The following is a 13,078-nucleotide window of genomic DNA, read 5'->3' as shown; positions in this document are numbered from 1 at the left end:
GGATATACATTGCAGTTGGTTGTACTGATAATTTTTAAATACTAACCACTACAGTATAGCAATGTGTAATTACCAACAGTAAGTACTACATGTTTCTTCTGTATTGTCCACCCACTTCAAACAATGCATTTGTGATTTGACCAAGGCTACAAAACTTGGTTGCATGCATCAGTGATTCAAACAAATTTTCATTCTGAACAGCTGCGTGTTTCACTTCTTTCAGGTGTGCATCACTTTCTTTTGCATAGCGCTTTTGAAGGTTGTGTACCATTTCAATCTGATATTCCTTTTCTGTTTGCTCTGCTCTGATTACTTCTTTCGGAATAATGGTAGGGGAGCCTTTGCTATTCAAAAATGTATTTACACCAATGATTGGATAAGCGCCAGTATGTTTTAATGTTTCATAATATAAACTCTCTTCTTGAATCTTACCTCGTTGATACATGGTTTCCATTGCACCCAACACACCACCTCTATCTGTTATTTTATCAAACTCAGAAAGTACAGCGGCTTCTACCAGATCTGTAAGTTCTTCAATGATAAAAGATCCTTGCAATGGATTTTCATTTTTTGCCAATCCTAATTCTTTATTGATAATTAATTGAATTGCCATTGCCCTGCGCACACTTTCTTCTGTAGGTGTTGTGATTGCTTCATCATACGCATTTGTATGTAACGAATTGCAATTATCATAAATAGCATACAGCGCTTGCAGTGTTGTGCGAATATCATTGAAGTCAATTTCTTGAGCATGCAAACTTCTTCCTGATGTTTGAATATGGTATTTTAATTTTTGTGTTCTGTCGTCTGCACCATATTTATATTTCATTGCCTTTGCCCAAATGCGACGAGCCACTCTTCCTATCACTGCATATTCCGGGTCTACTCCATTGCTGAAAAAGAAAGAAAGGTTTGGACCAAATTTATTGATGTCCATTCCTCTGCTTAAATAATATTCTACATAAGTAAAACCATTGGCAAGTGTAAAGGCTAATTGTGTAATTGGGTTTGCACCTGCTTCTGCAATATGATATCCTGAAATAGAAACAGAATAAAAATTGCGGACTTTATGTTGGATAAAATATTCCTGCACATCACCCATTAATCGCAATGCAAATTCAGTTGAGAATATACAAGTGTTCTGCGCCTGATCTTCTTTTAATATATCTGCCTGCACAGTTCCTCTTACAGTTTGTAAAGTATGCTCTTTTATTTTATGATACACATCCGCAGGCAATACCTGATCGCCGGTAACACCCAGCAACATTAAACCCAATCCATTATTTCCTTCGGGTAATTCTCCCTGATATTTTGGTGCTTCAATTTTTTGTTTTTGGAAAATGGTTTTCATTTTTTCCTGTACTTCTTTTTCCAATCCATTTTCACGGATATATATTTCACATTGCTGATCAATAGCTGCATTCATAAAATAGCCGAGCAACATCGGTGCAGGTCCGTTGATGGTCATGGAAACGGAAGTCTTTGCATCGGCGAGATTAAATCCGGAGTACAATTTTTTTGCATCATCCAGACAACAAATACTTACGCCGCTATTTCCAATCTTGCCATAAATATCAGGACGCACATCCGGATCATTGCCGTAAAGTGTTACACTATCAAATGCAGTAGATAAACGTTTAGCGGGAAGTCCGGCAGATACATAATGGAAGCGGCGGTTTGTTCTTTCCGGTCCGCCTTCGCCGGCAAACATGCGGGCAGGATCTTCTTCTTGTCTTTTAAAAGGAAAAATTCCTGCGGTGTAAGGAAACTCTCCCGGAATATTTTCCTGCAATTGCCAGTATAAAATGTCTCCCCAAGCTTCATACTTTGGCAATACAATTTTTGGTATTTGCAAATGACTTAAACTTTCGGAATGTGTTTTTACTTTAATGCTTTTATCCCGCACTTTATATTCATATACCTCTTGCGCAAATGCATTTTTTACTGTTGACCAATTTTCTATTAATTGTTTATTTGCATGTTCTAAATCTACTTGCATAGTTTCGTACACACGCAATAGTTTTTCTTTTAAATCTGCATCCGTAATTGCATCAATAGTTGTTTGAATTGAATATAGTTTTTGTGCAATTTCTTTTTGTTGCAAAGCCTTTTTATCATACGCACGATTGTTCTCTGCTATCTCACTTAAATAGCGAGTGCGTTGTGGTGGAATAATAAAAATCTTTTTACTCATTTCATCACTCACTGTAAAATCACTGTTGAAATGCGATTCCGTTTTTTCATCAATCACCTGCATCAGATGTTTGTATAATTGATTTGTTCCCGGATCATTAAACTGCGATGCAATAGTTGCGAACACCGGCATATCAATCGTGTCTTTATCAAACAATTTATGATTGCGTTGATATTGTTTTGCCACATCCCGCTTCGCATCTTCCGCACCTCGTTTATCAAACTTGTTTATTGCAATTACATCCGCAAAATCCAGCATATCTATTTTCTCCAATTGCGAAGCAGCACCATACTCCGGCGTCATCACATACAAACTCACATTGCAGTGATCCGTAATTTCCGTATCCGATTGACCGATGCCGGAAGTTTCTAAAATAATTAAATCAAAACCTGCCGCTTTTAAAATCTGCACTGCCGAGTCCACATGTTTACTCAGCGCAAGATTTGCCTGACGAGTAGCCAGCGAACGCATATACACTCTCGGATTATTAATCGCATTCATGCGAATTCTATCGCCAAGCAATGCGCCGCCCGTTTTTCTTTTCGATGGATCTACAGAAACAATAGCAATTGTTTTATCCGCAAAATCCACCAGAAATCTGCGCACTAATTCATCCACCAAACTCGATTTGCCCGAACCTCCCGTTCCTGTAATTCCCAAAACCGGTGTATGCGATTTTTCCGCTATAGGCACTATTGTTTTTAAAATTTCTTTTCCCTGCTCAGGGTAATTTTCTACCGTTGTAATCAGCCGGGCTATCGCACCCCAGTTGTTGTTGTGCAGTTGTTTTAATTCACCGTTCAAGTGTTCGCCAATGGCATAATCACTCTGTTGCACCACATCATTTATCATTCCCTGCAAACCCAAACTTCTGCCATCGTCCGGCGAATAAATTCTGCTTATCCCATACCTTTCCAACTCTTCAATTTCCGTTGGCAATATTGTGCCGCCGCCTCCGCCAAATATTTTAATATGCTCTGCCCCCTTCTCTTTCAGCAAGTCGTACATATATTTAAAATATTCCACATGGCCACCCTGATAACTAGTAAGTGCAATAGCCTGCGCATCCTCCTGAATAGCACAATTCACCACTTCATCCACACTGCGGTCGTGCCCCAGATGAATTACCTCCACACCCGTAGCCTGAATTATCCGGCGCATTATATTTATTGCAGCATCATGCCCATCAAACAAACTTGCAGCAGTAACTATTCTTACTTTATTTTTCGGTTGATATACAGCAGCTTCTTTCATATTTATTTTATTTTGAGAGTAGTGCAAATTTAGGGAATTGGAGGGGGAGGCGAGGAATTGAGAATTAAGAATGGAGAATGTAGAATTAGGAATAAGAAAAATTTTTAGGAGCTATTTCCCGCTATCCGTTTCATCCCGATAATTATCGGGAGGGGCTAAAAATGCAATTCAATTTTGCCTAAATGTCCCAGCAGGTTCCCCGCAATTTGCATTTGTGTGGCTGCCTGCGGGAACCTCCGTATTGTAATTATTTACGCAGGTTCTCAAAGGCTAACGGTTTCGGGCTTGGCGAAGGTGGCGATTTTTAGCACAAAACTCCATACGAAGCACCGAATTTCAAATCTACGAAAAACTGTCTTACGAAGCACTACACCGCCACTTTTGCCAAACCCGTGTTATAGCCAGTGGTTCTTGTTATCTGTCCTTGTAAACCATTGTCAGCATTGAGTGTCTGTGTCGTGTCGGCTGTTCATTGAGTTTTTTATTTTTTTGAAGGGCAGAAAATTTTTAAAACAATTTTTATTTTGAGTCAGCTTTGCAAGCTCTATTAAAAACTTTGGTCGTGTGTTGGCTTGTGCGGTTTTTAATTGTGCTTGTAAATTGTGCTGGGTTAGTAATTCAAACTAAGTCCAATACCAAAACCCATATCACTGTCGTAGTGTGTTCTGATACCCATATTTTTGTTTAGGATGTAACGCAAGTCAACCATAAATTCTTTGTCTGTATTAACCATAAAACCTGCTCGTAGTCGTTTTGTAATTGGTATATCTTCTCGCATCAACGAAAGTCGAACAATTCCATCGTGATACACTTCTGCCTGAAAATTGACCAACATTGGAAGTGTGAACATAAATCCTAAGCTTACAGCACTTCTGTTATCTTTTTTATTCACCTGTCCGAAAATATTTTCTTCTTGTTCATCTATCCCCATCTTCCTATATCGCCAATCAAATCCTATAAAAGGCATAAACCATTGCATTTTTCCAATATATCGACCTATGTGTGTTTCGGTTTCATAGCCGTGCATATCGTTGTAGCCTAAACGCCATTCTGTGCCAATGCTCCAACGTGTGTTTTGCAACATTGCCATTCCATCGTTTCCGTTTGTAGCAAAGTCATTGTCTGCCATAAAATGAAATTTACGGTCATCTGCAAATAGTTTGCGTTGTGCTAATTTCGGATTTGGAATTAATGGGTTGGGGGCTTGATTTTCGTATGTAAATACCCTTCCCATTCCGCTCATCATATGGTAGAGAATATGGCAATGAAAAAACCAATCTCCTTCCACATTGGCGTTAAATTCCAAAGTGTCAGTTTCCATTGGCATAATGTCTACAACGTTTTTTAATGGTGCATTTTCGCCCTGACCGTTTAGCAATCTAAAATCGTGTCCGTGTAAGTGCATTGGGTGTCGCATCATCGAATTATTGTAAATAATTATTCTAACATTTTCTCCTTTTTTGATGAGAATTTTATCTGTTTCCGATATTACTTTATTATCTAAACTCCACACATAGCGGTTCATATTTCCAGTGAGTGTAAATTTTAATTCTTTTACTGGTGAATCTTTTGGGAGTGAAGTATTGTTTGGCGATTTCAACATTGCATAATTCAACGTTGTAATATCTGCCAAAGCATTTGCATTGTATCTATTTGGGTCATTGTCTGACTGTTTAGGTTTTGAATCGCCTGTAATTTCAGGATACATAACTACATTCATATCCATTTGATTGAGCGACATATTCATTCCCATATCATCTAAATCTCCGTTCATTTTCATCATATCGTTCATCATTTTCATACCTTCAAAGTACTTTAATCGAGGCTGTGGCGATTTAAGTTGTTTAATGCCATTGCCAATATAAAATGATGCTGAATTGGTGCGGTCTTCAGTCGTTGCTAAAAATTCGTAAGCTGTGTTCTCCGCAGGAATGGTTACAATTATATCGTAGGTTTCGGAAACAGCAATGATTAATCTATCTACTTCAACAGGTTCTACATCGTTTCCATCGTTGGCAACTACGGTAATTTTACCACCCGCATAAGTAAGCCAAAAATAGGAAGATGCACCACCGTTGGAAATACGAAGTCTGACTTTATCTCCTGCTTTCAAATCTTTGTCATTAATACTTTTTAGGTCGGTATTTGGTTTGCCATTCATTAATATTTTTTCGTAATACACATCGCTAACATCCATTGCCAACATTCGTTTCCATTCGTTTTTGAGTTTGGTTTTAAAATGCCCTGCCTTTATTGCTTCGCCATAACTTTGAACAGAATTTTTCTTTAAAGCTGGGTAATCATTGGCGTTGTGTAACATTCTATGAATGTTTTCAGGTTTTAAGTCTGTCCATTCACTCAAAACAATGGGTACAGCCGGTAAATCGTCAATGCCTTTTCTGAAAGTAGGGTCATCGACTTTTTTGAGCATTACAAAATTTCCATACATTCCTATTTGTTCCTGTAATCCCGAATGGCTGTGATACCAGTGTGTACCGTTTTGAATAATTGGGAAACGATAAATGTGCGTTGTGTTTGGCTCAATAGGCATTTGTGTTAGATAAGGCACACCATCTTCTTTGTTGGGCAAAAATAATCCGTGCCAATGTAGCGATGTGCTTTCTTTTAACTGATTGTGTACGTGAATTTCAGCCGTGTCTCCTTCTGTGAAAACGAGGGTTGGCATAGGAATTTGTCCGTTTACAGCTATGGCTCTTTTTGTTTTTCCAGTAAAATTTACGAGTGTATCACGAACATATAAATCGTATCGAACTACTTTTTGGGCAAATAAGGTATTTGATACCAATAGCAAAATCGCCATTGACAACACCATTCTGTGAAAAACATTTTGATTAATCATTAGCAGAAATAATTACTTGATTGTTTCAATGGTTTTGCCACAAGTCAACATCTGAGAACCATAATAAGGATTTTTGACTGCGTTTTCTTTACTCAGCCAATTTGCTCCTTTGCCATCATTATACATAGGGCAATTTTGATAATAAATAGCATTTTCTTGCTTGCTAACTTTAAGCAAATCATAAAAGTTTGCTGATAATTCCATAAAAGTAATGCGTTGTTTTTCCACACTAGTAGTTTCTGAAATTTTTTCGGAATTTGATTTTAAACTACTCAGCACTTTCATCCAGACAGTGTGTTCTTCTTGAGAAAGTTTATTCATTTTTACTGCATTGATATTTTGAAGTAAGTCTTTAGCAATTGTTGAAGCTAATTTCCCGTCCGATTTTACCAATGCATCTTTTAAAGTAAAATAATTTTCGAAAATAGTTTTTAGTTGATTTACTTCTTGCTCGGTTCCAACTATGTTTTCTTGATTGTGCATAGAGTGGTCTTCAATAATTTCTGTTTTAGCAACTGCTGTTTTGTTTACCCTTTCGTATTGGCAACATCCAGCAAGTTTATTATACACATCATCTGGAGCGAGGAATTTGTCGCTATCATAACCAGCCAATGCAATACGTTTCAATATTTCATCTTGATTTGTTTTGGTACTGTCGTAAGTTATGGTTGCCATTTTAGTGTCTTTGTTCCAATCCACCTGAGCAATTTTCTTTACATTGCCTGCGGTTTCAATCGTCTTTTCACACATTTCGCAGTTACCATAAATCTTTACGGTTTCGGTTTTAGCATTCTTCACTTGAGCATTACAAGATGAGAATGAAAGGAGCAATACTATTGCCGCTGAAATTTTTGTTATTAAGTTCATAGCTGTTTTTTTTATTGGTTTAATAATTCAATTTTAAATCCTGCTTCTTGTACCTTTTGAATTACTTCTTGTTCAGTAATTCCTTCGGAATGCACAGAAAGGATTTTGTCTTTATTTTCAGTGTTCACATCCCAATGGCAAATTCCATCTGCATCATTTAAAAAAGGTGTTACTTTTGCCACACATCCACTACAGTTGATGTTGGTTTTGAATGTTAGTGTTTTATCGTTTGATTTCATTTTAATGTTTGTTTAAAATTTATACTGCAAATTTCACAAGTATTCGGCTGAATTGTATTGCTGTATTTTTGAATTGATTTGTAAGATTTACTGAGGCTTACCTCTTATACTTCAACCACAAACTATTACTTACAACACTTACACTGCTCATTGCCATTGCTGCACCTGCAATCATAGGATTGAGTAAGAAACCATTAATTGGGTATAAAATTCCTGCTGCAATGGGAATACCAATTAAATTATAAATAAATGCCCAAAACAGGTTTTGTTTAATGGTGCTAACTGTTGATTTAGATAAATGAATTGCTTCGTTAATTTTTGTAAGGTCAGATGAAATAATGGTCATTTTAGCTACATCCATTGCAATGTCGCTCCCTTTACCCATTGCTATACTTACATCTGCTTGCGCCAACGCGGTGCTGTCATTGATACCATCGCCAACCATTGCTACAATCTTTCCTTGTTCTTGCAATTGTTTTACGAATGCAGCTTTATGTTCAGGTAATACTTCTGCCTTGTAATGCTTAATTCCCACTTTTTCAGAAACTGCTTTGGCTGTATTTTCATTATCGCCTGTAAGCATATAAACTTCAATGCCTGATTGCTGTAATTCTTCAATTGCCTTTTGGGAAGTCGCTTTAATTTGGTCGGCAATGGCAATAACTGAAATTACATGCTGACTATCAGCAAACCAAATCACGGTTTTTGCTTCATTGCTCCAGCGTTGGACTTTCTCCATAATTGACTCGTTAATGGTTATGTTGTTTTCTTCCATTAATCTTTTGTTGCCAATAAAGTAGGTTTCACCTTTTACCTCTGCTTTCGCTCCTTTCCCTGTGATACTTTCAAACTTTGAAATGGTCGTGGTGCTTTGACTTTTCAAATGGGAAACAACAGCTTCTGCCAAAGGATGTTCGGATTGTTTTTCTATGCTAAAAAGAATTTGCTTTAATGTTGGATTTTCATCCGTCCAAAAATCATTTGTTACAACAGGTTTCCCTTCTGTGATCGTTCCTGTTTTATCGAGTATCACGACATTTACTTTTTTCGCTAATTCAAGACTTTCAGCATCTTTTATTAAAATCCCTTTTTCAGCACCTTTGCCTACACCAACCATTATTGCTGTAGGAGTGGCTAAACCCAATGCACAAGGGCAAGCAATAACCAATACTGTTATGAGAGCAAGCATTCCCTGTGTAAAGCCGTTATCTCCGCCAAAAATATTCCATACAATAAAGGCAGTAATGGCAATTGCGATGACTATGGGAACAAATATTCCTGCTATTTTATCTACTAATTTTTGAACAGGTGCTTTACTACCCTGTGCGTCCTGCACCTTTTTAATAATGTGGGCAAGCATTGTTTCGCTACCCACTTTGTCAGCTTTAAATTGAAAACTTCCTTTTTGGTTTATTGTACCAGCAAATACTTTGTCGTTTTCATTTTTTAAAATAGCAATAGGCTCACCACTCAACATACTTTCATCAACATAAGAGTTTCCGTTAATCACTGTTCCATCTACCGCAATTTGTTCACCTGGTTTTACGACAATCGTATTGCCAATTTCTACCTGCTCAATGGGGATTTCCATCTGATGACCGCCATCGTGGACTATCGTTACAGTTTTTGGCTGCAAACCCATCAATTTCTTAATTGCTGATGAAGTGTTGCCTTTGGCTTTTTCTTCTAATAGTTTACCCAGCAATATAAATCCAATGATAACAGAAGCGGCTTCAAAATAAACGTGAGCGTGTAAGCCCATTTCGTGCCAAAATTCAGGAAACAGTGTGTTGAAAACACTGAAAATATAAGCAACACCTGTGCTTAATGCAACTAAGGTGTCCATATTGGCAGAGCGATGCTTGGCTTGTTTCCACGCATTGATGTAAAAATCTCTACCTAACCAAAATAAAACTGGGGTACTTAGTGCCCACATAATTTCATTAGCAAAGGGCATATCCATAAAAAACATTCCGATAACTACTACAGGAAAGGATAGTGCCAAGGCCCAATAGGTTTTCTTTTTGAGCTTTTTAAAATTTTCTTTCTGAATCTGTTCAATGGTCTCATCACCCGAAGTACTTTCATCAATCAATAAATCGTAGCCAATGCTTTGAACGGCTTTTCTCAAACTTTCAACTTTAACCAAACTCGGAATGAACTCAACTGAAACCTTAGCATTTGCATAATTCACATTTGCATCAACGACTCCTGCTTGAGATTTAATAATACTCTCCACACTAACGGCACAAGAAGCACAAGTCATTTGCAATACAGGGAATGATTTCTTTACCGTAGTTACACCATAGCCCAAGTCTCTAATGATTTTTACTGCGTCTGATACAGAAACCTGATTGTTCGATTGGATTACTGCTTGTTTATTGTTGAGTTCTACTCGGTGCGATTCAACACCATTCAGTTTTGCCAATCCATTGTCCACTATTAAGGCACAGTGCTCGCTTTCAACGCCTTCAAGTGGTATCCGAAATTCATTATTATTTGTTGCCATACCTTTTTTATTTAATTACAAGGCAAAGGTGGCAACATTGCATTTCATAACCGTTACCTGATTTTGGATTGTATTTGTAACATTTACACTTCGTCTAGTGGTTTGCGTTTGATTTCCTTGATATTCTTAAAGTGAGTAGAAGTGAGTCCTGTAACTTTTTTAAACTGATTGCTCAAATATCCAACGCTCGAATAATTCATTTGATAAGAGATTTCTCTCAATGATAATTCGTCATAAACCAATAACTCCTTCACTTTCTCTATTTTTTGAGCAATGAAATACTTTTCAATAGTCGTACCTTCTACTTCAGAAAACAGGTTTGATAAGTAAGTATAGTCGTGATGAAGTTTACTACTCAAATAGTCAGATAAATTAGATTTTAACTCGCTATTTTGCTGATGAATGATTTCAATAATGTATGATTTAATTTGTCCGATTAATCGACTTTTTTTGTCATCGATCAATTCAAACCCGAAGGTTTTTAGATGATTGTCGAGGTTGACTTTTTCAGTTTCGGTCAAGTTGTTTGTGAGTTCAACTTCACCTAGAGAAATATTCAATGGTTGTATACCAAGCTTCTCCAACTCATTTTTCACTACCATTATGCAGCGATTACAAACCATATTTTTAATATAAATTTTCATCTTGTATTGTCTTTAAAAGTGCGTTGGCAAAAAAGTGGCTCTTTTGGCTTTACGAAGGGTCGGTTTGTGTGTCGGGCAAAGCCAAATGTGCCACTTGTGCGGCTGGCATAAAATTGTTTTAAAAAATGCGGGTGGGAAAAAAATAAAAAACATTGGGTCGGCAATGAGTGTCGGCTTACTCGCTGTCCAGTTGAAATATGATCTGTATGTTGGTCACTTGTCAAAATGGTTTGTATTTGTTTTAATGTTTAAATTTTGGTCGGTTGGTCGTGTTGTGAACGGTCGTCCTACCATTGGCTATAACGTTTTGGCGCTTAAGAAGTTGGCGATTTCGGAGCACAAAACTGTCAGCCTACCACCAAACTTTATTAGTTGCACAAAGTTACGATTTACCACTGAACCCCCAATTTCTTTTAAGCCCTTGTTATCAGCTGCCCTTCTGTCCTTCCGAAGTGTTGTCAGTCTAGTTTGCAGTGTCTGTCTGCGTTGAACGGGTGCGGTTGCTTGCACTCTCTTTTGCTTTTGCTGCGGCTGCCAGTGCGTTGAGGCAAAAGCAAATGTGAGTGCAAATGCGTTGGCTTTAGATGCAGTCGGTTTTGAGTTTGCAGGTCTCTCCATTTTATCCTTTGTAATTCATCAGTCGTAAACTTGTCAAAATTACAATTAGTGTTACTCCTACGTCTGCTGCTATGGCGAAAACTAAATTGCTGTAACCAATAAATGCAAGTGTTATGAATATAAGTTTTACGGCTATTGCTCCGATGGTGTTGAATTTTATTCTTCTCAACGTTTTTTTACTTAACTGAATGAGAAACGGAATGAGTGAAAGTTTGTCGTTCATCAATGCAATATTTGCGGTTTCTATTGCCGTGTCGCTTCCTGCTGCTCCCATTGCTATACCTACGGTGCTTTGTGCTAATGCTGGTGCATCGTTTATTCCATCGCCTACCATTGCTACAAATTTATATTGTTGCAAAAGTTCTTTGATTTTGTCGGCTTTGTTTTCGGGTAACATATTGCCGAATATTTTTTTAATACCTACTTGTTGGGCTACATAGTTTGCTGCTTTTTCGCTGTCGCCTGTCAGCATAATAGGTTCTATGTTCATTGCTTCTATTTCTTTTAATGCTGCTGCACTGTCGGGTTTTATTTCGTCCATTAAACCTATAATACCTGCCACACCATCGCCAAAACTTACGACTACACTTGTTTTGCCTTGTGCTGAAAGTTCTGCTACAATTTTCTCGGCTTCTTTGTCAACGGGTTGATGTTCTTTTATGAAATCTAACTTGCCTACATAAATTGTTTCGTCTTCACACACCAAACATTTTGCGGTTGCACCTTTGCCCATAATGCTTTTGAAACCTTCGGTTTTGTGTGGTTCAAATCCTTCTTTTTTACTTGCATCAACAATGGCTTGTGCTAATGGGTGTTCGGAAAATATTTCTGCTCCTGCGGTGCAAGCCAAAAGTTCTTCACGGCTTGTTCCGTTTAAAGGAAATACATCTGATACAATCGGATTTCCAAAAGTAATGGTTCGTGTTTTATCTAATGCAATTGCTTTGATGCTTGCCAATGCTTCAATGTATTTTCCGCCTTTTACTAATGCTCCTTTTGCTGATGCGTTTCCGATTGCTGCGTAGATTGCAACTGGCGTGGATATAACCAAGGCACAAGGACAAGCGATTACTAAAAGTGTAATGGCTTGTTGTAACCAATGGTTAAAATCTAATTGCATTGCAAATACTGGAATAACAAAAACTAAAACTGCCATTGCAATAATGGAAGGTGTGTAATACTTTGAAAATTGTTGAATAAATTTTTGTGTTTCACTTTTGTTGCCTGTGCTTCAAAAGTGAGGCGAATGATTTTTGAGAAAGTGGTATCCATTGAAAGTTTGGTTGTTTCCATTTCTATAAAACCATTTTTATTTAGCGTTCCTGCAAACAAATTATCGCCCGTGTGTTTGTCTTTAGGGATGGGTTCGCCTGTGATGGCTGCTTCGTCAACCGTGGTTTCGCCTGAAATAATTTTGCCGTCCAACGGTATCATTTCACCTGCTTTTACCTGAATGATTGTGCCGACTGCAATTTTATCAATAGCCACATTTTTGTTTTCTGTTTTTACAAAAGCGGTCTTTGGTGCTTTGCTTACTAATTCATCTAATGCAGATTTTGAATTTTCTATTCCAATATCTTCTAAGCGTTCGCCTAAAACATATAGCACTATTACAACTGCTGCTTCGGGATATTCGCCCAGATAAAATGCACCGATTACAGCAATGGTCATTAGTAAATTGATGCTGCTAAATTGGAGTTTGAAGATTGCTTTTACTCCGTTCCATACAACACTGTAGCCAATGCCAAAAATGAATGCAGCAAAAACAAAAGGTGCATAAGGCATTGGTATGTGTATGCCGATGATGGATAAAACTTCTAACGCAACCACTATTGTGATTGCTGAAAGAAGAAAAAGGAATTTTTTATCGTTGATTGGTAGTTTCATTTTATG

6 protein-coding genes and 1 pseudogene are annotated in these 13,078 nt (G+C 37.5%); all 7 read right to left on the bottom strand.

Annotated elements, in window-relative coordinates:
- Nucleotides 1-85: 85 nt before the first annotated feature.
- The 7 genes and pseudogenes from IPN31_00095 to cadA all read right to left on the bottom strand — a co-directional run bounded on the left by IPN31_00095 (nt 86) and on the right by cadA (nt 13,072).
- Entirely contained in the window at nt 86-3,448 is a 3,363-nt protein-coding gene (locus IPN31_00095; protein MBK8680320.1) for a methylmalonyl-CoA mutase family protein, read from the bottom strand.
- A 610-nt stretch (nt 3,449-4,058) separates the two neighbouring features.
- Entirely contained in the window at nt 4,059-6,308 is a 2,250-nt protein-coding gene (locus IPN31_00090; GenBank protein MBK8680319.1) for a multicopper oxidase domain-containing protein, read from the bottom strand.
- A gap of 12 nt (nt 6,309-6,320) precedes the next feature.
- Nucleotides 6,321-7,175, bottom strand: coding sequence for a DUF3347 domain-containing protein (locus IPN31_00085; protein ID MBK8680318.1), 855 nt, complete (start codon nt 7,173-7,175; stop codon nt 6,321-6,323).
- A gap of 11 nt (nt 7,176-7,186) precedes the next feature.
- Nucleotides 7,187-7,414: a heavy-metal-associated domain-containing protein gene (locus tag IPN31_00080; protein MBK8680317.1), complete on the bottom strand. Its 228-nt coding sequence runs from the start codon at nt 7,412-7,414 to the stop codon at nt 7,187-7,189.
- Nucleotides 7,415-7,511: 97 nt separating this feature from the next.
- Complete coding sequence (locus IPN31_00075; protein MBK8680316.1) at nt 7,512-9,923, bottom strand: copper-translocating P-type ATPase; 2,412 nt, start codon at nt 9,921-9,923, stop codon at nt 7,512-7,514.
- Between the two features lie 83 nt (nt 9,924-10,006).
- Entirely contained in the window at nt 10,007-10,567 is a 561-nt protein-coding gene (locus tag IPN31_00070; GenBank protein ID MBK8680315.1) for a helix-turn-helix transcriptional regulator, read from the bottom strand.
- Nucleotides 10,568-11,186: 619 nt separating this feature from the next.
- Nucleotides 11,187-13,072, bottom strand: a pseudogene (gene cadA, locus IPN31_00065) (cadmium-translocating P-type ATPase).
- Nucleotides 13,073-13,078 lie beyond the last annotated feature (6 nt).

The organism is Bacteroidota bacterium (genome assembly GCA_016715425.1).
Lineage (GTDB): Bacteria > Bacteroidota > Bacteroidia > Chitinophagales > BACL12 > JADKAC01.
This window is presented reverse-complemented; position numbering and strand designations above follow the sequence as displayed.

Bases quoted from the DNA above. Each gene is read 5' to 3' on its own strand.
- IPN31_00090 (MBK8680319.1), bottom strand. From the start codon at position 6,308: ATGATTAATCAAAATGTTTTTCACAGAATGGTGTTGTCAATGGCGATT.
- IPN31_00070 (MBK8680315.1), bottom strand. From the start codon at position 10,567: ATGAAAATTTATATTAAAAATATGGTTTGTAATCGCTGCATAATGGTA.
- IPN31_00080 (MBK8680317.1), bottom strand. From the start codon at position 7,414: ATGAAATCAAACGATAAAACACTAACATTCAAAACCAACATCAACTGT.
- IPN31_00095 (MBK8680320.1), bottom strand. From the start codon at position 3,448: ATGAAAGAAGCTGCTGTATATCAACCGAAAAATAAAGTAAGAATAGTT.
- IPN31_00075 (MBK8680316.1), bottom strand. From the start codon at position 9,923: ATGGCAACAAATAATAATGAATTTCGGATACCACTTGAAGGCGTTGAA.
- IPN31_00085 (MBK8680318.1), bottom strand. From the start codon at position 7,175: ATGAACTTAATAACAAAAATTTCAGCGGCAATAGTATTGCTCCTTTCA.